Below are 26010 nucleotides of genomic sequence, written 5' to 3' on the forward strand. Positions count from 1 at the left end.
AACACACAGAACTATAGAGCGAGGTCGCCCCCCCCCTACTTTGAGAAGGTTGATTTCAATCTGAAATAGGGTTATTTAGCTTAAAGCGAATGAACCTTAAGTTGTTGCCAAAGAAATGACAGCACTTTTTTTGATTTTTATATGAGTATTGATACTGTAATGAAAGCAAAACGGCATGTGGTTGATGTACTGGCAGGAATCAAGCTTAGTGAAAGCTGCTTTTAATCTTTAGATTAAAAGCAAAAACACTTATCACCCCCCTACTTACGGGCACTTTTTTTATTAATAAGACTTACAACATCGGTTTTAAATATTCACCCGTAAACGAACCTTTAACTTTAACCACATCTTCTGGGGTACCTGTGGCGATTATCTGTCCACCTCGGCTTCCACCCTCAGGTCCTAAATCGATAATCCAGTCTGCTGTTTTTATAACATCGAGATTATGTTCGATAACGATGATGGTGTTACCTTCGTCACGCAGGCGGTGTAATACCGATAACAATACTTTCACATCGTGGAAATGTAATCCGGTTGTTGGCTCATCCAGTATATAAATCGTTTTACCAGTACTGCGTTTAGATAACTCTTTTGCGAGTTTGACGCGTTGTGCTTCACCGCCTGAAATAGTTGTCGCATTTTGTCCCAGAGTGATATACGACAAACCAACATCTAATAAGGTTTGCAGTTTAGTTTTGATACCTGGTATCGCATCGAAAAAGACTCGGGCTTCTTCGACGGTCATTTCCAGAACTTCGTAGATGTTTTTACCTTTGTAATGAACGTTTAAGGTTTCACGGTTATAACGTTTGCCGTGACAGACATCGCACTGAACATAAACATCAGGCAGAAAGTGCATCTCTACTTTCGTTACACCATCTCCACGACAGGCTTCACAGCGACCGCCTTTAACGTTAAAACTGAAACGTCCCGGCAAATAACCACGAGATCGTGCTTCGGCAGTTGCCGCAAACAACTCTCTAATTGGCGTGAATACGCCCGTATACGTTGCTGGATTTGAGCGTGGAGTTCTACCTATTGGGCTTTGATTAACATCCACAACCTTGTCGAAAAAGTCTAAACCTTCGATTTTTTCAACGGGTGCGCGACGTAGCGAGCTGTTATTTAAAAAGTGAGCGATATTTGGATATAAAGTCGCATTGATTAAGGTCGATTTACCCGAACCAGAAACACCTGTAATACACGTCATAAGGCCAACGGGAATAGCCGCAGAAACTGATTGCAAGTTATTACCCGTTGCACCAATCACCTTAAGCATTTTCTTTTTATCAGCTTTTACGCGTTTTTTCGGTACATCTATTTTCTGCACACCGGATAAAAACTGACCAGTGACAGAATCTTTATTCTGCTCGATTTCTTCTGGCTTACCTTGCGCAACAATATAGCCGCCATGAGCGCCTGCACCAGGACCAATATCGACGACATAATCAGAGAGTCGGATTGCGTCTTCATCATGCTCAACCACTATCACGGTATTGCCAAGATCACGCAGATGCCTGAGTGTTTTCAGCAGACGATCATTATCGCGTTGATGCAAGCCTATCGATGGCTCATCTAACACATACATGACGCCAACCAGGCCAGCTCCTATTTGAGAAGCCAGTCGTATACGTTGCGCTTCTCCACCCGATAGTGTTTCTGAGCTACGACTTAAGGTTAGGTAATCAAGACCCACATTCACCAAAAACTCTAAACGCAGTTTGATTTCACGGATAATTTTATCTGCAATTTTCCCCTGCTTTCCAGGTAGGTTGAGCGTCTCGAAAAACTCAAAACATTCTCCGATCGCTTTATCCGTTATTGTTGGTAAATTTAAATCAGTGATAAATACATTGCGTGCCGCTTCGTTCAAACGCAAACCATGACAACTCGAACAGGCATGTACCGACATGTACTTTACTAACTCTTCACGCACCCCATTTGAATCGGTTTCTTTGTAACGGCGCTCTAGATTATGAATGATTCCTTCGAAAGGATGGGTACGAATAAAACGCTGCCCTTTCTTACCTTCATAGGTAAAATCTACTTTGGTTCTACCGCTACCATAAAGCACGATTTTCTGAATCTTTTTAGGCAGATCCTGAAACGGTGCTTCAATATCGAAATCGTAGTGTTCCGCTAACGATGTAATCATTTGATAGTAATAATTATTGCGCTTGTCCCAGCTTCGGATCGCGCCTTCTGCAAGACTCAGCTGCGGTTTACTGACCACTTGCTCTTCGTCAAAAACCTGTTCTACACCTAAACCATCACAGGTCGGGCATGCGCCACTTGGGCTATTAAAAGAAAACAGGCGCGGCTCTAACTCTTGCAGAGAATAGCCACATAATTTACACGCGTAGTTAGCAGAGAATAGGATCTCTTCGTTGGCTTTGGCATCGTCTTCATCCATCCACGCGATAACAGCTAAATCATCTGCCAAACGTAAGGTTGTTTCTAAAGATTCCGCTAAACGCTGTTGCATATCATCTTTGACTTTAAATCGATCGACAACGACTTCAACTGTGTGTTTTGTACGTAACTCAAGTTCCGGCACATCATCTAAATCGTAAACCACGCCATCGATTCGGACACGCAGAAATCCCTGACTCTTAAAGTCTTCAAACAACTGTAAATGCTCGCCTTTACGATTACGAATCACAGGTGCCAACATCATTAACTTACTGCCTTCTGGTAAAGCCATGATCTGGTCTACCATTTCACTGACAGTTTGCGCATCTAAGGCAGTGCCGTGCTCCGGACAACGTGGCTCACCCGCACGCGCGTATAAAAGACGAAGATAATCGTAGATTTCGGTAATCGTTCCTACGGTTGAACGCGGGTTATGAGAAGTTGTTTTTTGCTCAATGGATATGGCAGGAGATAAACCTTCGATATGATCAAGGTCGGGTTTTTCCATCATCGATAAGAATTGACGCGCGTATGCAGACAGTGATTCCACATAGCGACGCTGCCCTTCGGCGAAAATCGTATCAAATGCTAACGACGACTTACCAGAACCAGAAAGCCCCGTAATGACGATGAGTTTATCGCGAGGCAAATCCAGATCAATATTTTTAAGGTTATGTGTTCGCGCGCCGCGTAAAGATATATTATCCATTCTTAATTCAGTATCTGTGTTTTTGAGTTAATCTGTTATTATCGCCGTCTTGATAAAAAGATAGCAACCTTTAAGTTATTAAGAAGTTTTTAACAGCATTAAAGCACCCACAAAAGCCCTGCGAAGGAAAACTGCTCTGATTTATGAATAAGCTCGAAACCCGCACTGCACTATCATTAGCTGCTGTTTTTGCAGCCCGCATGCTCGGCTTATTTATGATCTTACCGATCTTGCCGCTGTTTGCCAAAGAGCTACAAAATTCCACACCTTTTCTAATAGGATTATGTATTGGTATTTATGGCCTAACTCAGGCCTCGTTACAAATCCCTTTGGGGCTACTTTCCGATAAGATTGGTCGCAAGCCTGTCATTATTGGAGGCTTGCTGGTATTCGCTTTTGGCAGTGTTATTGCAGCGCTCTCAGATAATATTTATGTCATTATTTTAGCCAGAGCAATTCAAGGCAGTGGAGCGATTGCAGCAACCACTATGGCTTTAGCTGCTGATTTAAGCCGAGAAGATCACCGTGCAAAAGTCATGGCGTTTATCGGCATGAGTATTGGTATAGCCTTTGCAGTAGCAATGGTCGTGGGACCCTTGATTAGCCAGGTTGCCGGGCTTTCTGGCGTATTCTGGGTAACTGCCGTGTTAGCGATTATTGGCATACTGTTAATACAGTTTGTAGTACCAACCCCAACACTAACGAAAACACATCGTGATGCCGGAATTATTGGTGATTATATAAAACCTGTATTGCAGCAAAGCACCCTATTACGTATGAATCTCAGTGTGTTCTTATTACACCTTTTAATGACTGCTAATTTCACGGTTTTACCACTAATATTCCGGGACTACTTAAACCTCGAAACGACCCAGCACTGGAAGATTTACCTACCTGTTCTGTTAATTTCAATCATCGTTTCTTTACCGATGATTATCATCGCGGAGAAATACCGCAAAATTAAAGTCATGTTCGTTATTGCCGTTGTGTTACTGGTGCTTTCTCAAGGCTTATTAGGTATTAGTCAGGCCAGTTTTTATCCTTTGATGTTTGCCTTTTTATTATTCTTTATTGGTTTTAATTTTCTGGAAGCCGTACAACCTTCATTGGTCGCTAAATACTCAGATGTGAACACCAAAGGTACTGCTATGGGGGTATATTCCAGCGCCCAGTTTTTAGGTATCTTTTTCGGAGGCACAGTCGGTGGCTTGGTGATGCAATCATGGGGCATTTCAGGTGTGTTTATTTTTGGGGCATTGGTCGCGATTGTCTTTTTAATCGTAGCAGTAAGCTTACCAAAGCCCGACTTTTTCAAAAACCAGGTTTTTAAATTGAATTTAAACGCTTTACAAAACATTGAAAAAACAAGAAATGAATTGTTAGCGTTAGAAGGCATAAAACAAGTAGCCATCTCCAGCGAAGAACGTGTCGCCTACTTAAAAATTGACAGGTTAGTTTTTGATGAAAGTAAACTCACCAAGTTTAAAAGCGAGTAGATGACCAAGCTAAAAACAATCTTCGGAATTGCCCAATCCCCAGTCAGCCACATTGAGAAAATAGTATCCGCAACGGGGGGATTCACAGCTATTTTCTTCATTATCATTATTAGCCAACAAATGCTGAGTGGTGATACTAGCAGTGCCGCCTTAATCATCGCTTCTATGGGCGCTTCTGCGGTATTACTGTTTGCTGTTCCACACGGCCCACTCTCCCAACCATGGCCGGTTATAGGCGGTCATCTGATCTCAGCTTTGATTGGGGTGAGTTGTGCGAAATTGATACCCAACGAATTGATGGCAGCGAGCCTTGCGGTCGGCATTGCGATTGGTGCGATGTATTATTTGAAGTGCATACACCCGCCTGGTGGCGCAACGGCGTTGTCAGCAGTCATCGGGGGAAGTGCCACGCATGAGTTAGGCTACCAGTTTATTCTCACCCCTATTCTGCTCAATGTTGTTGTGATTTTGATGGTCGGCATTTTATTTAACTATCCATTTGCCTGGCGTCGTTACCCCTTTTTATTGCATCGCTTTTCACAACAAAAGCAAAACCAGATTGAGACACCAAGTCCTGACACTGAAGTGATTCCATCAATCACACACGAAGATTTCGTCTATGCACTGAGTGAGATTGATTCTTTTATTGATGTTAGTGAATATGATTTGATTCGAATCTATAACCTTGCGACTAAAAAATCGCAGCAGGCATCATTCGATCCGAAGAAAATGATTGTAGGCAGTTATTACAGCAGCGCTACACATGGCGAGAACTGGACGGTTCGCCAGATTGTCGATGAATCCTCTCCTATTATTGAAGGCACTAAAAGTGCAGATCCAGATAAAGATATCGTAATTTATAAAGTCATCGAAGGAAAAAACAAACGCAGCTCTGGCTACTCAACCCGCAAGGAGTTTCTGGAATGGGCTAAAAATCAGGTTGAACCCGATGGCAAGGCATGGAAAATACTAGAACACACCCCCCCACTTTGAGGCTGTTTTTTCAAAAATCGATTCGGTCAACACTTACCTAAAACATCGAACATTTACCAAACATCAAACCCATAGATTCATTAAGAATATATTCTTTTAGATTTTTAGCCTTTCTCTTATCTTTAACCAGCTGTTTAGTTTTGTAATCAATTTTAAGGTCTGGGCTGACTTCTTTACTAAATTCCCATTCCTTTGCTTTGTTAAAGAGGTAAGCCTTTCGCGTACACGTCTTTTCGTTGTTTTCTAATACCGTAATATTGGCTGTGCACAGGCCAATCTCTTTGGTGCTTCTACAACGAATACTGGAATCAATGTGATTGTAGAGTTTTTTCTCTTCAAGAAAACGTTCGACTTTCTCATACGTTGCCACTTTCATTTGATCCGTTTCTCGCTTTTTGCCCTTTCTAGAAACCTGGATCAGCTCTGTTGGCGTCAGTATTCTATCAGCTACCCACCCTTCGGCTTGTTTAAGCATGTGCACGCGTGTGAGTGCCGTTTGATCTTCCGCCGTTTTGTGGCTAAAAACTAGCAATCCTGCTACGCCTTCGCTTTTGCCTTTGGCGTTTTTATCACTGCTGAATTGAACGTGCTTCAAAATTAATGCCGAAACACCTGTTTTTTGTTTGAGGTAATCTCTTGTAACAAGTTCTAGTGTGCGAAAACTATCGTAATGCCTATCAAGTTTTCCATCCTTAACACGAATATCACCGATGGTTGCGAATGATTTCCCTTGAACATGATAAATACCGTCCTTTGCATCACCCGTTTTAACATCGACGTTAATAGGCATTCCCAAGTTGGATAACTTGCCTGTGGTTATTACCCCATTGGTATTCCTTAGAAAAGTTGATTTAGGTAGTTTTTCTCCTGCTGGTGTTATTTGTAGTGTCGTTGTTTGGTTACTTAATCGAATAATAGAATCGGGTTTTAGGTTTTTAACATCGATATCTAACGCCCAATCAGGAAAAAAGTCCTTACCCTTTCTGAATTCTATTTTTCCATTTTTGGCCAGATAATCGATCAAGGGAATAGCATCATCCTTTACCATTTTCCCATCAACAAAAGACATAGAAGAAGACGGGTCTGATAGGCGTACATCATCAGGGATTCGCTTTTCACCGTTGTTCCATGTAATCGACAACGGTTGATTGCTTATAGGTTTAGATGCTGACTTGTGTGTTTCTGACTTGGATTTTGCAGCCTCGGTTTCAGTTGGCTCAACGTCATTTGGTGACGTACTTTCATAAGATAATTCGCAAGCATTCAGCATAATTGCAGATAGCAAAAGAATTGAAAGACGACCTAATCTCTGTTTGTTCACGTTGAATACCTTGTTGTTGAATACTGTTGTTTTTATTTTGCAGCTATTATTTTCCCGGTGTTCTGGATATATTAATAGTCTGAGTATTCTAAGTGTTACTCACTGAACTAGGTCTGAATTCGAGTATTTTGCTCTCTGAAAGCAAAGAAAGGATGTATGAAGGATGAAAACGAGAATAGGAATAAGGGAATGTACTATTCGTTTATGAATAATACACCCCCCTACTTTCAGGGCTTTTTTTACCAATAACTGATTGCGTCACGGTAAATATTTTCAAGATCAACGAGGTTACTTTCTCTCGGTGCATTTGCGATCGCACGCCCTTGACGAATAGAAGATTCAGCTAATCGTGTAACATCATTTTCAGTAAAACCAACGCCACTCAAACCATTTGGAATATTCGTGCCACGCATCAATTCGATAATACGATTGGCAACCACTTCCCCCGCATCTGCTGTGCTAGCGCCGCGTTGGTCTGCTTGTAAAAATGTCGCTGCTTCAAGATGTCTTTCAGGTGTTGCTTCCGCGGTATATCTAAATGTGGCGGGTGCAGTCACGACAACGCTGATACCGTGTGGCACAAACGGAGATTTAACATCATAACCTTCGGTAGTGATGTCATGCATTAAGTGGGTCACACCATACGATAAGGCATGCGGTAAATGTGTTCCTGAATTACCAAAAGCCATGCCCGCCAACGCTGATCCCCACATGAGTTGATCTCTGGCTTCATGGTCACTCGCATCTGTAACACCACGTATTAGGTATTCACCAGCAATTTTTAAGGCCTGAGTAGCCGCTAGATCACTCCAGGGGTTTGCTCCCTGAGTGAGTGGTCGAGCATTCGGGTTTTTAACCTTATCCCATTGCGTATAAGCTCTTGCGGTATAACATTCGAGCGCATGACTGAGTAAATCAAAGCCTGTCGACGCAACCGCTTTAGGCGTGAGAGACTCACAACAGGTCGGATCAATGACAGCCTGATCGGGCAACATATACGGGCTGGCAAACACAAATTTGGTATTCAGTTCGCGAATTCGAATCACTGAAATCGAGGTGCATTCAGAACCCGTACCTGCAGTCGTTGGGCAAGCGATATGCGGCAACAATGGTCCTGGTATTGGCTTACCCTCACCCACAGGTGGTGCAAAGTAATCACGTACTGGCGCAGGAAACTTCGCGCAAACCATTGCAGCTTTCGCCACATCAATAACCGAACCGCCACCGACCGAAATCACGCCATCAAAATCATGGCTAGTAAGGAATTTTGCCGCATCGTCAACGCACACATCATCCGGCTCGATAAGAATATCAGAGAAAACCTGGTAATCAATTCCCGCTTTTTTTAGTGAATTGGTAACCGTCTCTATATAGGGTCCCTCTTTCAAAAAATTATCGGTAAATACTGCAACACTCGACATTTTTAGTGATTGAGCACGTTCACCGACTTCAGCCAGTGTGCCTCTGCCAAACGTTACTTTTGGAATTGCGATAGTAAAACTATCAGCCCCATGATCGCAGGGTGCGAAATATTGACAAGCCATTTGAATCTCCCATTTTTTGTATTCAAAAGGATAGTTCTAAAACTCGAAGCTTGCCAAATTAATCGGTGTTTTTGATTTAATGATAACTATTATTGTCACCCCCCTACTTAGGAGCCTTTTTTATTCTATTCTTAAATTAAGATTAAAGAATTAACACATAGAGTAATAAAACATGAGAGGGAAAGCATGAACAAAGTTGCATTGATCACAGGTTCCAGTCGGGGTATTGGTGCGGCAACCGCTATTCGTTTGGCAAAAGATGGCTATGATATTTGCGTTAACTATCACAACGACGAAGCATCTGCGAACCTTGTTGTGGATGAGGTCCGAAAACACGGGCGCTTAGCGATTGCTGTAAAAGCTGATGTTTCAATTGAAGCTGACGTGGCACATCTATTCGATATCATCGATCTGGAATTTGGAACACTACACACGCTGATCAATAACGCAGGAATCTTAATGCAGCAATGTCGAGTGGAAGAATTAGATGCAGATAGAATCAATAAAATCCTGACCACTAACGTCACCAGCTATTTCATTTGTTCCCGAGAAGCGATTAAACGTATGTCGCCAAAACATGGAGGGCAAGGCGGAACCATCGTCAACGTCTCTTCAGCGGCTGCGCGTTTAGGTTCTGGCGGTGAATATGTTGATTATGCAGCGTCAAAAGGGGCTATTGATTCTCTAACATTAGGTTTAGCAACTGAACTTGCAGAAGAGAACATTCGTGTAAATGGGGTTAGGCCTGGCGTAATTTATACCGATATACATAGCGATGGCGGTGAGCCAGATCGCGTGGACAGGATAAAAAAGCATATTCCACTGAAACGTGGTGGCAAAGCCGAGGAAGTAGCAGCTGCTATCGCATGGTTAGTATCGGATGAGTCCAGCTATACAACGGGTACCTTTATTGAGGTAACTGGAGGTAGATAAAATGCGGATAGTGACTAAACGTTAACTGTAAGTGTTAACGCCTCATGCTTTTTAAAACGCATTCTTTGAGCACCTTTTTTAGGTGCCTTTAATAGGCACGAGTTTCAAACATTTGTTTCTAGTATTGAGGTATAAAAATCGAGGTATAAAAAGCGATGTCTAAAAGTCACACATACTAAACAGGCTCTATAAAGAGCCTGTGAATTAACAATGATAGTATTTTTTATAGAAAATAAATTAAGATTGTTCCATTAATTTTTTGTGATTTTCTGTAATTTTTCCAACGATTTCTTGAAGTTTATTGATGTCTTCTTCAGAAATATTTTCATTGATATTGTCTGTTAACGTACCAAAGTTTTCACGTAAGGTGTTTCTAACCGCTTCCCCTTCGCTAGTTAGTTGCACATATACTGTACGTCTGTCTTTTGTTCCGTGAGTACGCTTTACCAGTTCTTTCTTTTCCATTCTGGAAATAAGCGTAGAAACGGCAGAACTATCCAAATTCATCTTTTTTGATAATTCATTCATGGTCAGTTTTTCTTTGGTATCAAGAATTTCTAACACATAAACTTTTTGAGGAGTTACATCCATACCAAGGGTATCTTTGTAAAACCCGGTAATCTCTCGCCAGCCGTTATAAAAGTTAAAGCATATAAATTGATTTAGATCAAAGTTCATCATTGTTGTCTCTGTTATAGGTTTATAAAACAATTGTAGTTTAAAATACACATGCACGTTGCTTAGAAATTAATCACAAAACTTTTGTGTGCAAATTTTTTCTATTGGTATTCTAACACTATTTCACTATAAATATAAAAAACACTGAATGAGGAAGGGGAACATTAAAACTCTATTAAAATCAATGCGTTTGCCATTTTTAACGCTTACTTTCAGCAGTATTTTCCTTTCCTATTCGGCAGTCTATTACAACCGTTCATCCTTTCAAGTCATTGATTTGTTGCTGATTGCCCTCGGTGCAGTGTCAGCACATATCAGTGTAAATAGCTTTAACGAGTACTACGACTTCAAAAGTGGATTGGACGCACTCACTGAAAAAACCCGTTTCAGTGGTGGCAGTGGTGCATTAATTATTAACCCCAATTCATCTCGCAACGTTTTTTCTAGCGCTCTAGTGTTTTTAACCATAACCATATTGGTTGGTCTGTTTTTTATTATAAAGAACGGCCCGAGTATACTACCTTTTGGGCTTTTCGGCATTATAATAATAATAAGCTATACTAATTGGCTGAACCGTAGCCCCTTCTTTTGCTTAATTGCCCCTGGTTTAGCGTTCGGACCAATAATGATAATGGGCACTTATTTAGTGTTAACAAGCAGCCTTTCAATACACACTTTTTTTCTTTCATTGATTCCGTTTTTCCTGGCGAATAATCTGCTGCTATTAAATCAACTCCCCGATATTAAGGCAGATAAAACGGTAGGAAGACGTCACTTCCCTATTGTTTATGGCATTGAGAACAGCTTAAAGCTGTATGCAATCAACACCATGATTACGGGTCTAATCATTATTATGCTTGTGAGTCTAAAAGTTTTGCCTGCGCTGTCATTGATATCAATACTGCCGTTATTGGCGAGCATCAAAGTCTTTCGTGGACTTCATGCTCATATTGAAGAAATCAGAACCCGGCAGTTTGCCAATATTGAACCTCTGTTAGGGTTAAATGTTGGTATGACGCTTGTTACTCCCGTATTAATAGGTCTCACACTTTTGTTGTAACTAAAGAAAATAACTAAAGAATATAACTAAACAATATCGCTATAGAATGTAGTTAAAAGAATGATACAAAAAACGGCCTAAAAGTGGGGGGGTGTAAAAAACCAATAAATAGAGTCATGAATATCCGCCAGAATGCATTCCAGACCATTGAACGTCAAAATTTACATCAAGAACAGCTTCAAACTTGATGTAAAACCGATAAGGACTGGATACAGATATCAGCATGATCCTTAAACGGAAACTCACCCTGCTGATCTACATAAAGTGTGAATGTTTGTGCATTTCTCCCTGCCAGTAAATCATGTAAATGATCTCCGACCATGACAGCATCCTGAGGTTTAGCTTGCCAGCCTGAAAGCAATTTATTGATTCCGTCTGGAGCAGGTTTCGGGTTAATACAATCTCGACTGAGTAAGTTTTCAACGTCAAAAAATTCGTACAACCCTGCTGCTTTTAATGTCACCTCAATATTGATTGCATTATTTCGGGTCAGCAAACCAAGCTTCGATCCCTTCTGTGATAGAGATTCTAATAAATCTGCCGCACCTTCTGCAGGTTTTGATTGATGGGCGATATCTAACTCTATCTGATTCAATTTAGTATGTAAGGCGTTGGCTTCTGCCGCAGGCAACTTATCCAGGGATTCTAAAATAGGCAAACCTTCCGGTAGCCCTAATTCTTCACGAATTGCATCAAAGTCATGCTGCGCTATGGTTAAAGTGCCGTCCATATCAAACACCCAGTAAGGTTTTTGCATTACTGCCTGATATGACGAACGTGACTTGTTTTGACCAGATGAAGATGAACCGTTTTGATAAGACATAAAAGGCCTGCTTTGATAATATGCTCCCTATATTACAGTTTCTTAAAGACGATGAGACCTTTTCCTACGAGTAAGCTCAGAAATTAGATAGCTATCACACGAGAAACGCGTCATAACATGAAAATAAAAGGCTAAGTTGCATGAATGAAGAACAACGAAAAATACTGGAAAACGAGTTTCGTAAAGATAAAATAAAAAAAGTACTGATTATATCAACCGGTATTATTGTGTTTATTGGCGCAGCCATTTTAATACTTTACGGTAAAGTGGGTCATTTATAATCATCAATACACGTATAAGCAGCAGAAAAAACAAATAACAGCACCATGGAAATTTTAGGCTCGGATATACCCTTAAAAGATAACTTATTATTTTCGTTAAAAAGATATCGCGTTTGGTGGGCAATACTCATCGTCACCATCATTTTTGATTATCTCACCACCTTGTATTTCGTGAGTAAATTAAGCTCAGATGCAGAAGCGAATAACGTAGTCGCGTGGTTGATCGATAATCTTGGACTATACATCGGTGTTTTCATTGGTAAGTTTTTGCAATTAATCGCGGTAGTCCTGATCGTCTCACTGAGTAAAAAAGTAGGTAATTTATTTTTACTGATTATCATTGTCTTAAACTGCTGGGCAGTGGTTATGAATACCATCCCCAATTATTAAATTTCACTAAACAATCAATAAAATATAACCCTAAACAATAAAAGTTCAATTCGCTTCAGTGAAAAAAACCACTATATTAGGGGCCAATTAAAACCAACTAAAACACGGTAATATTTCAATTGAAAAATCTAGATCACTTATTTGAAAACAACTTGAAATGGGCAAACTCTATCAAGAGAAAAGACCCTGAATTTTTCTCTTCCCTATCTAAGCAACAAGCACCGGAAATTCTTTGGATAGGTTGTTCAGACAGCCGTGTTCCTGCGAATGAGATTATCAATCTTCCTCCCGGAGAAGTTTTTGTTCATCGAAATATTGCCAATGTCGTGGTACATACTGATTTGAATTGTTTATCAGTCATCCAGTTCGCTGTTGATGTACTCAAGGTAAAGCATATTATTGTGGTGGGCCATTATGGCTGTGGCGGGATTAAAGCAGCGATGGATGATGAGAGCTATGGTCTGATTGATAACTGGTTACGTCATATTGAAGACGTGCAGCGATTTCATGAAGGTGAACTAGATCATCTGGATGAGCATGAAAAAGTAGATCGTCTTTGTGAATTAAATGTCATTGAGCAGGTAAAGAATGTATCGAACACCACCATTGTTAAAAGAGCATGGAAAAATGGCGCTGATTTAACGGTTCACGGCTGGGTCTATGGTATCGAAGACGGTATCGTCAAGGATTTAGACACATCTATTTCTGCCACTGAGGATGCTAAGTAACAGCCATTATGGACAACCCGGAACAATTAATAGCGTTCTTCGGCTGGTGCTCAGTGATCAATATGGGTCTTTTGGTTTTTTCCACGATCTTACTTATCGTTCTAAAAGACCCTATTAGCACTATACACAGTCGTCTTCTGGGTATGGATAAAGAGAAGCTTCAAGGCTTGTATATGCATTACCTCGCCTATTATAAAATTGCGATAATCATGCTAAATATAACACCCTACTTTGCCTTGAAATTAATCACATAACGCTTCCTTAACAGGGAATTAGAAAGCACTAAAAAAATACAGACAACTAGAAACAGTTAAAGAGAACGAAATATGATTATCCCCTTTGATACATTACTACTTTTCTTTCTCACAACCTTTGTTGTCGTACTCTCCCCCGGGCCGGCAGCCATTGCCGTTACTGCTGAAGCGGCATCCAATGGCTTCAAACGTTCACTGTTTGTAATTCTTGGCATTGCCGCAGCCAATATCGTCTATTTTGTGTTATCCGCTACAGGTATCGCGGCCCTGATAGTTGCCTCCAGTACTTTATTTTCAGTGATTAAATGGATCGGTGTAGCGTATTTGTTATATCTAGGTCTCAGCGCATTACTAAGTCGTTCAGGGCCACTTTCTATCAAGCCAGAAGAAAAGCAGGTAGGACGTCATCACCGAGTATTTTTTCGGGGATTTATCATTGAGTTCTCAAACCCTAAAGCACTGCTTTATTTCTCGGCGTTGCTTCCTCAATTTATCAATATTGAGCAAGCCATCATTCCTCAGCTACTGATTTTATGTGCAATCACCTTCCTCCTGGATATAGTCTGTTATAGCCTTTACGCCTATCTGGGATGGAAATCCATGAGTGTTGGCCTGAAACCGCTAGCGATAAAAATCATCAACAAATCAGCCGGAGCCATGCTTATATTTGCCGGTTTAAAAATGGCTAGCGTGGAACGATAATAGTTTTACTTTAACTTTAGATGTAGATGTAGATGTAGATGTAGATGTAGATGTAGATGTATATCTAAAGCCTCTCCCCAATACTATATAACGTTTTTAAGGAGTTATTATGAGCACCAGCAAAGCAACAGAACAACAGATACAGGAATTTCTAGCGAGCCATAATCAATGGCAGATCAAAGAACAGAAACTCCACCGTGAATTTGTGTTTAAAAACTTCATTCAGGCTTTTGGGTTTATGACTCAGGCAGCCATTATTGCCGAGCGAGATAACCATCACCCAGAATGGTTTAATGTGTACAAAACAGTGAAAGTAGATTTAACGACCCATGATGCTGGCGGTATTACTGAAAAAGATTTTGCACTGGCTAAGGCGATGGACGATATCGCAGCTTCAATATAGATAAAATCTTAACTTACGGGATACACCAGCAAAATGTCGATGCACGAAATTGAAGGGTTGGTCGAAGACAGTATTATTCTGCTGAATCAATCTAAGAAAAAACAACAAGCAAAACGCGAACTCATCTATAACCTTTATCGATTTCAAGCATTATTCGATACGGGATTCACCCACTTTAGAGTCAAAGAGATTTTGATCGAAACCGGCTATTTGTATCAAATCCCCTTAAAAGATTACCCACCCTTTAAAGAGAAACCAGAACAACTTGTCGATATTGAGAAAACTTTAGAGCAACAAAGAGGCACATGGGTTGATCAGTATTACGCCGAAAAAGACAGTGTTTCTGGTGCACCAATACTGTATTTTGATTACGGGTCAGAGCTTTGGGATCAACTGGTAAAAAACAAAACACTGACTGATTCAGCAACGCCCCCCAGTCGATTAAGCATCACTCAACTTGCCTATATTATTATGCAGGAAGCGGCAGAACAGAAAAACAAAGTTCTGACCCTTCAATGGTATGTAATGACATCGAATTGTTTCGCTGAAGAATATATTGATGAAAACGCGTATAAAGATTTTCCCGCTTTTATAACCGATTCAAACGTCATTGAAAGCAAGGCTTTAGCCATTGATGCAGGCATAAAAACCTATAAAGAAAGAGATGGTTATTTAACCTTACAACAATGGGATGACGTCAAAGACAATATCCAGCCGGATAAGCTAGATATCTTATTCATCCATCGTTTCTGGCTGGACTTTGAAACCAGTAATGATGATTTGCTCAGTGCGTATAACATCGAATCAGCCAAGCTTAAACAGCTTAATAAAGATGGAAACAAGCAAAAAAAAATAAACCTGATAGCAGATGAATTGAACAAGGTCCTAACCAAGGAAAATGGCTGGACGCACGAACGCCTTAGTGACACAGAACATGCCGTGGAATGGCTCTGGTACGCAGATAACAAAGAATATGACGAAAAGACGGATGACCTCAATGATGACTTTTATCGCCAATCTATCAAAGTAAAGTTTGAGCGAGAAGACCAGGCGATACATTGCGATTTAGGCTTACAACATGGGAAAATTCTACGCTGGCAAAAACAAAAACCCCATACACATCCTGCATTTTGGCATTTTTATACCAACCTCATGATTAACTCTGATGAGGTAATGGATCAAAGCATCGCTAAATATAAAAACCGATTAGATGTATTGGGCTTGTGGAAATTCCGCTTAAGCCAATCGAATAAAAAACTCACTGAGTCGATCCACGCCTTTACTGATTATTTACTGTTGGAAGGTGAAAAGATTTTTCAGACCAATCTCACCGAATTTAATCAAAACCTATTCAATCGTGATAGCGACAAGCTCATGTACATTATGGAATATGGTGAGAACGACTCTGGAATCATTCCTGATTATGTCATATTCAATTCAAGGATAATGATCCCGTTAACCTTTCTATTCAATGCCATCGATCAGGTACCCGAAGGTGCTGATATAAGTAACAATAAAATGGTTAAAAAGCATTATCAACAGTACAAGAATTCCTATGATGAACTCCACCCCAAAGGTGCCAGCAAAATCTATTTAGAACCATTGCAGTCATTTAAAAACCTTACGCAAAACGGCATGCCATTGATGATTCATTTTTATTTTATTAACTATTTTAAAGATCACATGAGTAAACCAACTTAATCAATCGCGGTCTAAAACGCATGATTGTTGACTTAAGTCTTATACATTTTTGAACATTGAAACTATAGTAAAGTCATAGAGATAAGTAATTTAGTCGTTTTATATTCAGTGGGAGGATTACAAAATGGACAGCATAGAACTACAAGACAAACTACAAAAAGCATACAAGAGCATGCTAAAACATGTTGAAGAGCTCGTTAATGAAGAAAAAAAACCTTTAAAAGAAGCCTTTCAGGAAGCCGAAGAAAAGATCAGCGAATGGAGTGAATTAAGCCGCGAAGAAGTCGATAAAGTCAGCGACGAATTAAAAAACAATCTCAGTGAATGGGGTGATGCTTCTAATCGTCTTAATCAAAGTCTTAAAGAAACCTTCGCCTTTGATAAGGCCTATCTGGTTGAGAATATCTGGAATTCATTATCAAAAGTTGCGGATAAAACCATTGTAGACTTTAACGAGTTTACTGAAGACTTACAAAAGCACATGGCAACCGATGCCAGTAAATTTTCTGAACAGCAACAAATCTGGTTTAACGACGCCATGCAATGGCAAGGTGATTATGAAAAAGCCTTAAAACAACTGGATGAGTTAAGAGCTGGTGTAAGAAAGCAAATTACTAGAACCAACCGTTACAGCAAAAATGTAAGCAAAGATCTGGGCGATCAGGACGAGCATGATTTACTGGCTCAAATGAATCAGGAAATCACCGCTTCAGTGGATGAGTTATACCAAAAACTAATTGGAGATAAGTCATGATTAAAGAGATTCCCTTAAACGAACCCCATATTTATGCTTTTCAAATTAGTGGCAAACTGGTCGAGGAAGATTATTCAGTTTTTCGCCCTAAGCTAGAGCGAATCTTAAAAAAAGAAAGCCCGCTGTCTTTACTGATAAAGGTTGAGGATTTTGAAGGCTGGTCAGCTAAAGCTGCGTGGGAAGATTTAAAGATTGGACTGAATCACGGAGAAGACTTCCTGCGAATCGCATTTGTCGGAGAAAGCCTCTGGGAAAAAGTCATGATCGAACTCGGTAATCTATTTATGAAGGCCGAAGTTCACTTTTTTGATAATGATTCAGATGCAATCAACTGGCTCAAAGAAGTCGATAACAAAGCCGAGGAAAATGAATACGTGGGATACAGACACATTTTAGTCGCGACTGATTTCTCTAAATACGCTGATATCGCGCTGAAAAAAGCGCTTGAACTGGCCAAGCCTTTTTCTGCAAAAGTATCCTTGGTGCATGCGGCTGAAACACTTTCTGCGGAGCTTTACCCCAGCATTGGCGAGTTGGCTGTACCGGTATTAATCAATAACCCGGAACAAGAAGAAAAGCACATTGCCAACATCGAGAAACAATTAACAGAACACATCGAAAAACTCGGTTTTGCTGATAGAAACATTGATGTGCATGTTTTATCCGGTCATCGCGTCGATGAAATTGTAGAGTACGCGGGTAAAAACAATGTGGATCTAATCGTGATGGGTTCTCACGGACGTCGCGGTTTAGCGCGTTTGGTAGGGTCATCAACCAATGGTGTGATTAATCATGCGCCTTGTGATGTATTAACCGTAGTCTAATAACCCGTTATACGATTTATAAAAGCCACCCCCTACTTTAGTGGCCTTTTTTGGTATATTTTGTCAGCTAAAAGCCATCGCCATAAAATCAAAATCTGGTAATTGCTCTCCCGCCACCCATATAAAAAAGTGCCTATAAGTAGGGGGGTGGCTTTTTCAATTTTCGCTGGGTTCTGCTGAAGTTTATTGTGGCTTACTTCTGTTTCTTCCCGCGCATCATCACGCTAACTTCCCTGATTCTCTCTGCCGGTCTGCCTAACTGAATAATTAAGTATTCAATTAAGTCTTCAGGGTAATTTTGTTTGATTAAGGCTTCTGTCATGCAGCTTAGCCACATATCACGCTCCAGCTCATCGATGGCTAAATGACTATGCGCACCAGGAATACTCATTGGACCGTATTTTTTCGAGTACTCACTCTTGCCGCCCATCCAGCCAGTTAAAAACACCAACAACTTATCGGTGGTTAGATCTAAATCTTTCGGGTGCATATCACGGATTTTTTTATAATCTGGAGACTCATGCATGATTTTATAAAAGTCGTTAACCAGAGCCGTTAAACCCTTCTCGCCACCAACTGCATTATAGGTTGCAGCACCTTCACCATAGTTTGCCATTTGAATTGTCTATTTAAGTTATCTGTTTTGATCGTTAAGTTCTTTTTGATCGTTAAGTTCTTTTTGATCGTTAAGTGCTGAGAATTGTAAACGATAAGCAGCCAATGCATGAAATTTTCACACAAAAAAAGGCAGTCATTACGACTGCCTTTTTCACCGTCTTTAGTGAATTGAGTTAAACCTCAGTTAAACTTATGTTAAACCTGAATTAAAACGATAGTAAAAACAAAAGTTAAACTCAATGTTGCTAATTAAGCAGCTTGCCCTTTAGATGCTTCGTTGAGGTAACTTTCAGAAGCATTATTGGCTGGGTTACTATTAGCTGGTGCATTGTTTTCAACAACTTTATTCTCGACAACCTTATTCTCGACAACCTTGTTTTCGAGAGTACTGTTGTTTTGATTAGCGACCTTGTCTTCAACCGAAAGGGTATCGCCAGCGTTACTGTTAATCGCAATCTTCTTTGGCTTCATGGCCTCTGGAATTTCGCGTAACAGATGAATCGTCAACAGCCCTTTATCGAGCGATGCGCCACTGACTTCTACATAATCAGCAAGGTTAAACTTACGCTCGAATGAACGGTTAGCAATGCCTTGATGTAGGTAATTAGCCTTTTCATTTTTGGTTTCTTTTTTGCCTTTTACGGTCAATACACCCTTCTCAGTCTGGATGTCAATTTCCGAATCATCAAAACCTGCTAGGGCAAGTGTAATTGCATATTGACTCTCTCCAACGACCTCGATGTTGTAAGGTGGATAACCAGCTGATTGTTCTGAACGCATTGCAGAATCAATCAAAGACCCTAAACGGTCGAAACCTACACTACTGCGGTAAAATGGGGTTAAATCTATAGTATTCATTTTTTATTCTCCTAAGAAGCAATAAATTAATTAATAAAGTTATAAGTCATAATCGGCTAGCGACTTATGTCTTACACTTACAATAGTGTGGTTCTTTAAGTACTTTTCAAGAGAATTTTATACATTTATTTATCAATAACTTAGGTGATTTCTACGATTTTTTTAACAATCTATAATCAACGAAAAAGTAGGTAAACAATGAAGATTTCGGAACAAATAAAACAAAACTCACTCGCTATCATTAGCCTGTTGGTCGCTTTTTCTGCGTTGGGATACAACACCTGGAGAAATGAGAAAAGTGAGTCTAATAGAAACATCCGTACCGCAGGTTTTGAGATAATCATGCACGTGGGTGAATTGCAGAAAATAGCCTATTTATCGCACTTCGAAAAAGATAATTATCAGGGAAGCCCCAGAGGCGGCTGGACCGAAGTATTGTTGATTAAAGATTTGAGTCATTTAATGTCTGACATCACTTTAGAAAAATCAGAAAAATTAGTCACTACCTGGGGAGAAAACTGGCAAAAACTCGGTAAAGATAATGAATTCAGTGTGGCTGAAATAGATGGCGCTCTGCATGAATTACGAACGACTGTTTTAGCGAATATGAAGCAACTTGATTAGTTGCTTAAAAAAAACGGCCCATAAGTAGGGGGGTGCCTTAAGAATAAAATGAGAACGTTATAAAACGAGGACGCTCTAAAGCGCCCTCACCTGAGATGTTAACAATAAGCTTAAACTACCTTCCGCCTACCGTTCCATCTCTACGGTAATCACCACCACCGACTAAAGTAGTACGATAATGATTTCTCCAGTGTCTTTTGGAGTAATCGTGTTTTCCACGATTTTTAGAAGCACCTTTAGCTGACACTTTGGCTGATACATTATCTGTCAAAGTATCTTCTGGCAACTCTTCTATTTCTACCAGTTCATCTGCTTCTTCCACTTCATCGATCACCTCATCGTTAACTTCCTCTTCCTCTTCATCACCATAGTTATTGTGATGATGTCCGTGACCTCTAGACTTTCTTACGACCTGAATGATCGATAGTCCACTGGTTTGGGTAATCACACCCACAGACCGATCTTCCAGAGGTACACTTGGATCACTATGCCCTAATTCTTTCAGTGATAGGGCAAGTGCCTCGGCATCATAATCCAGCGTTACATCAACAATAGGTATTTCTACATCCGTTCGACCATTACGATTCATATAGTGCGGAACGTTAATCGCTTCCTGAGGATCAAGTCCAAAATCAATGATATTCATGATTGATTGTGCGGTATAACCAATAATTCTTGATCCACCCGGTGATCCAGTCACGATTTCTAATCGACCATCTTCATCAAACACGATGGTAGGTGACATGGAACTACGAGGGCGTTTATTCGCTTCGACGCGATTAGCTATCGGAACACCTTCGCTATCTTCTGCGGAAAATGAGAAGTCTGTTAACTCATTATTTAATAAGAATCCATGCACCATCACGCCATTACCGAAGGAACTCTCGATAGTGGTCGTCATTGATAAGGCATTGCCCCATTGATCCACAATAGAAACATGACTGGTACCGCTATTTTTTGCGGTCACATCAGCGGCTGCTAATTCGATAACCCCGGGAGGTACACCCGGAGATGCCGTGCCCATATCCATCTCAGGATCAATCAGCGCTGCGCGTGTTGCCAGGTAATCTTTATTTAACATGCCATCGACAGGGACTTCGACAAAATCGCTATCAGCCACATATTTTCCGCGATCGGCAAAAGCTAATCTGCCTGCCTGCGTAAACAGATGGACGTTTTCAACGGCCAACGGATCTCCAGAGATATCGAAGTTCTCTAAAATACCGAGGATTTGTCCAACAGCAAGCGCACCTGAAGAAGGTGGGCCCATGCCACAGACATTATGACCACGATAATCGAGACAGACTGGCTCGCGTTCAACCACATTGTAGTTAGCAAGATCTTCAACCGTCATATCACCTGCAATGGCTAAATCACCTTGTGTCGCTGCCGCAATGGCTTCAGCGATATCGCCAGAATAGAATCCATCTGCGCCTTTTTTACGCAATTTTTTGAGCGTATCGGCGTAAGGTTGATTGAACATCATGGTTCCTTCAGCTTTTGCCGTACAGTCAGCATTTGCAAAATATTCGAAAGCGGTGGGATCACGGAAATAGAGTCGATCATCACACGCAGCGTTTCGGCTTAGCAGACCTTGAACCTGTTCACTGGTTCGTCCCGTCAATGGGTAACCTTTTTGTGCCAGTTTTATCGCTGGTTTAAAGAGTTTTCGCCACGGTAAACGACCATATTTATCATGCACGTATTCCATCATTCTGGGAGTACCTGGCACACCTACGGACAAACCACTTTGCCAGGCTTCAACAAAACCTAGCCCTGCAAAACGATCGCCAGTGGCTGATGCGGGTGCTTTTTCTCTAGCATCGAAAGTGGTTAATTTACCTTTTCGGGCATCGTAATAAACCACAAAAGCCCCGCCGCCCAAACCACTCGATTGTGGTTCAACCAAACCAAGTACGGTTTGCACTGCGACCATGGCATCGGCAGCCGTACCTCCATTCCTCAGTATTTTTTCACCCGCAGCTGTCGCAAGCGGGTTTGTCGTAACCACCATTTCTTTTTTAGTGGTGACAGCTTCGGGGAGGTCTGCAAAGGCAGGAGGAGAAGAGAGTAACAAGGAGAATAAAGCAGAAAATAACAAGGTATAAAAGGAGAAAACAAAAAATTTAAATCTTGTACGAATTATCATAGTGTATCCCTCACATTGAACCCGAAATAGAATAATCTCGGGTAACGGGGTTAGACCACAAAAACATAAATAAGTTTATATGGGCAACAGTAATTCTAATGTGCTTTTAGCGCGTAATTTTCAGCCTTTTATTACAAAGCGTTTTTAAGGTTTTGTTCTTGCTTAAAAACTAAACAGAAGAAATTAATAGCCACCCCCCTACTTTGAGGCGTTTTTTTTTCATATTTTTTTAAACATTTTTAACATTCGTAAAATAAATTGTTAATCATAGTCTTTGCTTGAGAGGCATAAGCGCCGCCAAATAAGTTGAAATGGTTGAGAATATGATAGAGGTTGTATAATGTTTTACGCGTCGAATAGCCCTCATCTACTGGATAGCAATCCTTATAGGCGGAATAGAATTGTGCGCTGAATCCACCAAATAATTCAGTCATTGCCAAATCCGCTTCGCGATCCCCGTAATACACAGCAGGGTCGAAAATAACAGGATTCCCCATGTCATCCTGTGACTGATTTCCTCCCCATAAATCGCCGTGTAACAAAGATGCTTGTGGCTGATAAGTGTCGAAGAAAACGCCTAGGCTCTCTGCCAAACGCACGCCAGAATCGTAATCGTTTTTAGAAAAGCCTTTATTTCTGGCTAGTTCTAGCTGTGGGAGTAAACGCTGGCTTTTCCAGAACTCAATCCATGAGGAATACTGTTTATTTGACTGTGGGGTGGTGCCGATATAATTATCCCTAAACCAACCAAACTCAGGCATAACATGTCGATGCATCTGCGCCAATTGTGCGCCAGTCCTAGCATTCGCGCTGGCAGAAGATAGTTCAATATATTCCATCACCAAGTAAGCACTTTGTTGTGTCTTTCCATGGCAATACACATCTGGAACTCTAATCGTTTTGCTGGATTGAATCTCTGCCAGACCATCGGCTTCAGCGGCAAACATCTCTAGATATGTGGGATGGTTTTCTTTGAGTAACCAGTCACTCCCGTTGCTATCAATGAGTCTGGATATCTGGTTGATACAGCCGCCACCGATGGGTTCTGACCGAACAAACTCTAGGTCTCTATCTACGACAGAGCTTAGTTGCTGCGCTATTTCTGTCAAGTGTGGTGTGTTCTTAGATATCTTCATTGGGGTGAGAATATCATGATTGAAAAAGTATCTGTTACTAGGGGGGTGGCTTTAATCTTTGCCTCTGATCTTTCTCTATCAAACCAAGCCTATAACAACTCCATTAAAAAGGAATTAGAGAGAATCAATTTATCACTAATAATCAGATCACTCCAGATACTGATGCATTAACTCGGGTTTAGCACAATGCACCTGAGACATAACTTGCTCCAACTCATCTCTTAATAAATCGATGGTATGTTCTGCGCCCTGCTCTCCATGCGCTGCAACGCCATATAAAAAAGCTCTTCCGGCAAATACCGCTTCAGCACCAAGTGCTAAATATCTGGCGATATCTACCCCGGTTTCCACGCCACTATCTGCCATCACAGTTAGATCAGCGCCCACAGCATCGATAATTTCTTCCAAGGTTTCTGCTGGCGGTAAAGAGGCATCCAACTGACGACCACCGTGATTTGAAACGATAATGCCATCAGCACCAATTTCTTTTACCGTGAGTGCATCATCGACATGGCTAATGCCTTTGACGATTAAATTACCCAGCCATTTATCCCGAAGGCTTCTTAAGCTACTTTCATCAACGACATCGCGCAGGGTGACACGAATAAACGTGGCAATGTCTTCAATATTTTTGGCATCTTTAATGTAGGGTCGAAGCGTGGCGAATTGCGGTAACCCAGCCCTTACCGTGGCCAATGACCAGAATGGTCGAATGGTACTTTCTAACACACTTTTCACGGTAATTTTAGGCGGTACTGCCAAACCACTTTTAATCGCACTGATGCGTCGACTGGGTGTTGGCACATCAACCGTGACGACTAGATTCTGACAACCAACGTCACGCAATCGCTTGAGCATGTCATCGAGGATTTCTTCATCTGCAGGTGGGTATAATTGAAACCAGAAATTATCTTCTGCGTTCTTCGCTGCATCTTCAATTGAGATTGTAGAAACCGTGCTTAGAACAAATGGAATATTGGCTTTGAGCGCTGCTCGCGCATGCATTGCTGAGGCATCTGGCCAAACCAAACCTGACAAACCTAAGGGCGCAATCCCGAAAGGTGAGGCATACTGTTTGCCAAATAACGTCGTACCTAATTCTGGTGTTTGGTATTTCTGTAGATACTCGGGTCTAAGAAAAATATCATCTAATGCTGTTCTGTTATTGCTTAAGGCTAGCTCACTGTTACAGCCACCTTCAATATAATCGAATGCAAATTTGGGGATACGCCACTTCGCTCTTTTTTTAAGATCAGCAACACAGGCAGATTTTCTGATTAGTGCTTGTACCATTTGTCTCTAACAGCCTCTTGTATTTTAAGAACTTGGCATTTGAATAATACTCACTGACTATGCAACCACCCTTCCCCCGTTTTGTATACGCTCGAATGAGTTTTTCATTTTTTCAATGAAAAACTCATTCGTAATATCAGTCTGTATTTGGGGACTTTCTATTTTTACCGTTAAGTTTAACGTTATTTTTAACGAATAGACTTCATAAAACGGTCTTTAATCTCAATGGCTTTCATCGGGATTTCACCACCGACTTTATCATTACCCGCATTGATCATGTAATGTAAGAAACGTGTTTTATCTTTCATCGCTTGTGCCATTTCATCGACATTATCCGTCATCACGCTAGATTCGATACCCATAGAACGAACCACAGCTGATAAATTATAACCCTGCGAGCTCAATGTTGGCTGATTACCGGTCGATCCCCAACTGCCATTATCCAGACAAATAATTGTAAGATTCGATGGGTTATACGCCACCAGATCAAACAGTTGATTCGGGTTAAAGAAGAAAGAACCATCGCCATCGATAACGTAGACGTGTTTACCTTCAATTGATTTTGCCAACCCGATGCCCACTTCCGTTGCAGAACCTAATGCACCCAACATATAGAAATTGTTATCTCTGTCTTTGGTGTTGTACACCTCTTTTGACGGGAAACCGATTTGGGACAGTATGATGTCATTATCATCAACCACTTCCATAATCTGCTCTATCGCACCGATTCGGTTTACCGAAGGAGATCCGTCGTACGCTGGTGCTTCAACCTGAATCGCATTGATTTTAGGCTCACCAAACTGATGGTAATCTGGCAGGTTTTCTTCCCATAATTCAGGAGAGAGTAGATATACTTTTACTTTGTTCTCGCTAAAACAAGTCGCAACGTCCTCATTTAAACCGACAAGATCATCGGCAGTTGCGAGAATTTTATATTCAACGTCGATCGCATTGAGTAAGTCTTCGACTTTATCACCAAAGATAATCTGTGCTTCGATAGGCTCTTTGTAATGTCCACGCCACGAAACAAAAATGGGTAATGCGGTTTGATACAGTTTTTGCATGGTGTACAGGTCTGTGACCAGATTGCCCAAGCCGGTATTTTGAATCATCATTGCGGTACGCTTATCCGCCAGACTTCGACCAAAACATAAACCCAAGCCTGCTGATTCTTTGGTGATATCCCAAACATCAAACTCATCTGGCTTGTATTTCATAACATTATTTAATTTATTACAGGGCAAATATGCAACAGTATCTACTGAGTTATATGATAAAGCTGCCCAGATTTTTTGAGGGTTGTTCATAGTAAATCCTTAATCATTT

At 40.9% G+C, this 26010-nt stretch carries 25 protein-coding genes; 14 read left to right on the forward strand and 11 right to left on the reverse strand.

Features of this window, described 5'->3' with window-relative positions:
* Window positions 1-292: 292 nt before the first annotated feature.
* A complete protein-coding gene (uvrA, locus tag OO007_RS14710) occupies window positions 293-3121 on the reverse strand; it encodes an excinuclease ABC subunit UvrA (RefSeq protein ID WP_325809364.1) in 2829 nt (942 codons plus the stop codon).
* A 143-nt stretch (window positions 3122-3264) separates the two neighbouring features.
* Between uvrA and OO007_RS14715 the strand changes: the two genes are divergently transcribed.
* Together OO007_RS14715 and OO007_RS14720 are read left to right on the forward strand one after the other, a co-directional pair.
* Window positions 3265-4617: an MFS transporter gene (locus OO007_RS14715; protein WP_131906841.1), complete on the forward strand. Its 1353-nt coding sequence runs from the start codon at window positions 3265-3267 to the stop codon at window positions 4615-4617.
* Window positions 4618-5610, forward strand: a complete 993-nt coding sequence (locus OO007_RS14720) for an HPP family protein (RefSeq protein ID WP_325809365.1) — start codon at window positions 4618-4620, stop codon at window positions 5608-5610. It abuts the gene before it with no gap.
* Between the two features lie 37 nt (window positions 5611-5647).
* On the opposite strand, the gene OO007_RS14725 is transcribed toward OO007_RS14720, so the two are convergent.
* On the reverse strand, window positions 5648-6931 hold the full coding sequence (locus OO007_RS14725; RefSeq protein ID WP_325809366.1) for a hypothetical protein: 1284 nt from the start codon (window positions 6929-6931) through the stop codon (window positions 5648-5650).
* A gap of 239 nt (window positions 6932-7170) precedes the next feature.
* Window positions 7171-8475 carry a hydroxyacid-oxoacid transhydrogenase gene (locus OO007_RS14730; RefSeq protein WP_325809367.1) on the reverse strand — a complete coding sequence of 435 codons (1305 nt, stop codon included), beginning with the start codon at window positions 8473-8475 and terminating at the stop codon, window positions 7171-7173.
* Window positions 8476-8661: 186 nt separating this feature from the next.
* Here OO007_RS14730 and OO007_RS14735 point away from each other — a divergent pair, with 186 nt between their 5' ends.
* Window positions 8662-9408 (forward strand): SDR family oxidoreductase, encoded by a 747-nt coding sequence (locus OO007_RS14735; RefSeq protein WP_131906845.1) that lies wholly within the window; start codon window positions 8662-8664, stop codon window positions 9406-9408.
* Window positions 9409-9645: 237 nt separating this feature from the next.
* On the opposite strand, the gene OO007_RS14740 is transcribed toward OO007_RS14735, so the two are convergent.
* Window positions 9646-10089: a MarR family winged helix-turn-helix transcriptional regulator gene (locus tag OO007_RS14740; protein WP_131906846.1), complete on the reverse strand. Its 444-nt coding sequence runs from the start codon at window positions 10087-10089 to the stop codon at window positions 9646-9648.
* A 181-nt stretch (window positions 10090-10270) separates the two neighbouring features.
* Here OO007_RS14740 and OO007_RS14745 point away from each other — a divergent pair, with 181 nt between their 5' ends.
* A complete protein-coding gene (locus OO007_RS14745; RefSeq protein WP_325809368.1) occupies window positions 10271-11146 on the forward strand; it encodes a prenyltransferase in 876 nt (291 codons plus the stop codon).
* A 178-nt stretch (window positions 11147-11324) separates the two neighbouring features.
* Here the strand turns inward: OO007_RS14745 and OO007_RS14750 are convergent, their stop codons facing one another.
* On the reverse strand, window positions 11325-11969 hold the full coding sequence (locus OO007_RS14750; protein WP_325809369.1) for an HAD family hydrolase: 645 nt from the start codon (window positions 11967-11969) through the stop codon (window positions 11325-11327).
* Between the two features lie 140 nt (window positions 11970-12109).
* Here OO007_RS14750 and OO007_RS14755 point away from each other — a divergent pair, with 140 nt between their 5' ends.
* From OO007_RS14755 to OO007_RS14795, 9 genes are all read left to right on the forward strand, one after another.
* Window positions 12110-12250 (forward strand): hypothetical protein, encoded by a 141-nt coding sequence (locus tag OO007_RS14755; RefSeq protein WP_165874731.1) that lies wholly within the window; start codon window positions 12110-12112, stop codon window positions 12248-12250.
* Between the two features lie 45 nt (window positions 12251-12295).
* Window positions 12296-12640, forward strand: coding sequence for a hypothetical protein (locus tag OO007_RS14760; protein WP_131906848.1), 345 nt, complete (start codon window positions 12296-12298; stop codon window positions 12638-12640).
* A 119-nt stretch (window positions 12641-12759) separates the two neighbouring features.
* Window positions 12760-13368 carry a carbonate dehydratase gene (gene can / locus OO007_RS14765; RefSeq protein WP_131906849.1) on the forward strand — a complete coding sequence of 203 codons (609 nt, stop codon included), beginning with the start codon at window positions 12760-12762 and terminating at the stop codon, window positions 13366-13368.
* 8 nt (window positions 13369-13376) lie between these two features.
* Window positions 13377-13622, forward strand: a complete 246-nt coding sequence (locus OO007_RS14770; RefSeq protein ID WP_131906850.1) for a DUF6868 family protein — start codon at window positions 13377-13379, stop codon at window positions 13620-13622.
* A gap of 72 nt (window positions 13623-13694) precedes the next feature.
* Window positions 13695-14324, forward strand: a complete 630-nt coding sequence (locus tag OO007_RS14775; RefSeq protein ID WP_131906851.1) for a LysE family translocator — start codon at window positions 13695-13697, stop codon at window positions 14322-14324.
* A gap of 109 nt (window positions 14325-14433) precedes the next feature.
* Entirely contained in the window at window positions 14434-14727 is a 294-nt protein-coding gene (locus OO007_RS14780; RefSeq protein ID WP_325809370.1) for a 4a-hydroxytetrahydrobiopterin dehydratase, read from the forward strand.
* A 33-nt stretch (window positions 14728-14760) separates the two neighbouring features.
* Window positions 14761-16428 (forward strand): hypothetical protein, encoded by a 1668-nt coding sequence (locus OO007_RS14785; protein ID WP_325809371.1) that lies wholly within the window; start codon window positions 14761-14763, stop codon window positions 16426-16428.
* Between the two features lie 124 nt (window positions 16429-16552).
* Window positions 16553-17182, forward strand: a complete 630-nt coding sequence (locus OO007_RS14790; protein ID WP_131906854.1) for a zinc ribbon-containing protein — start codon at window positions 16553-16555, stop codon at window positions 17180-17182.
* Entirely contained in the window at window positions 17179-18006 is an 828-nt protein-coding gene (locus OO007_RS14795; protein WP_325809372.1) for a universal stress protein, read from the forward strand. Before OO007_RS14790 ends, OO007_RS14795 begins: the two co-directional genes overlap by 4 nt.
* Window positions 18007-18199: 193 nt before the next feature.
* Here OO007_RS14795 and OO007_RS14800 read toward each other — a convergent pair whose 3' ends face one another.
* Window positions 18200-18622: a group II truncated hemoglobin gene (locus OO007_RS14800; protein ID WP_325809373.1), complete on the reverse strand. Its 423-nt coding sequence runs from the start codon at window positions 18620-18622 to the stop codon at window positions 18200-18202.
* Window positions 18623-18873: 251 nt separating this feature from the next.
* Window positions 18874-19482, reverse strand: coding sequence for an Hsp20 family protein (locus OO007_RS14805; protein WP_442784347.1), 609 nt, complete (start codon window positions 19480-19482; stop codon window positions 18874-18876).
* A 198-nt stretch (window positions 19483-19680) separates the two neighbouring features.
* Here OO007_RS14805 and OO007_RS14810 point away from each other — a divergent pair, with 198 nt between their 5' ends.
* Complete coding sequence (locus OO007_RS14810) at window positions 19681-20106, forward strand: hypothetical protein (protein ID WP_325809374.1); 426 nt, start codon at window positions 19681-19683, stop codon at window positions 20104-20106.
* Window positions 20107-20221: 115 nt separating this feature from the next.
* Here the strand turns inward: OO007_RS14810 and ggt are convergent, their stop codons facing one another.
* The 4 genes from ggt to OO007_RS14830 form a co-directional block, all read right to left on the reverse strand.
* Entirely contained in the window at window positions 20222-22255 is a 2034-nt protein-coding gene (gene ggt, locus OO007_RS14815; RefSeq protein ID WP_325809375.1) for a gamma-glutamyltransferase, read from the reverse strand.
* Between the two features lie 239 nt (window positions 22256-22494).
* Window positions 22495-23391, reverse strand: a complete 897-nt coding sequence (locus OO007_RS14820) for a fructosamine kinase family protein (RefSeq protein WP_325809376.1) — start codon at window positions 23389-23391, stop codon at window positions 22495-22497.
* 147 nt (window positions 23392-23538) lie between these two features.
* Window positions 23539-24684 (reverse strand): alpha-hydroxy acid oxidase, encoded by a 1146-nt coding sequence (locus OO007_RS14825; protein WP_325809377.1) that lies wholly within the window; start codon window positions 24682-24684, stop codon window positions 23539-23541.
* 188 nt (window positions 24685-24872) lie between these two features.
* Entirely contained in the window at window positions 24873-25991 is a 1119-nt protein-coding gene (locus tag OO007_RS14830; protein WP_325809378.1) for a thiamine pyrophosphate-dependent enzyme, read from the reverse strand.
* Between the last annotated feature and the right edge of the window lie 19 nt (window positions 25992-26010).

This window comes from Cocleimonas sp. KMM 6892 (genome assembly GCF_035798195.1).
GTDB classification, from domain to species: domain Bacteria; phylum Pseudomonadota; class Gammaproteobacteria; order Thiotrichales; family Thiotrichaceae; genus Cocleimonas; species Cocleimonas flava.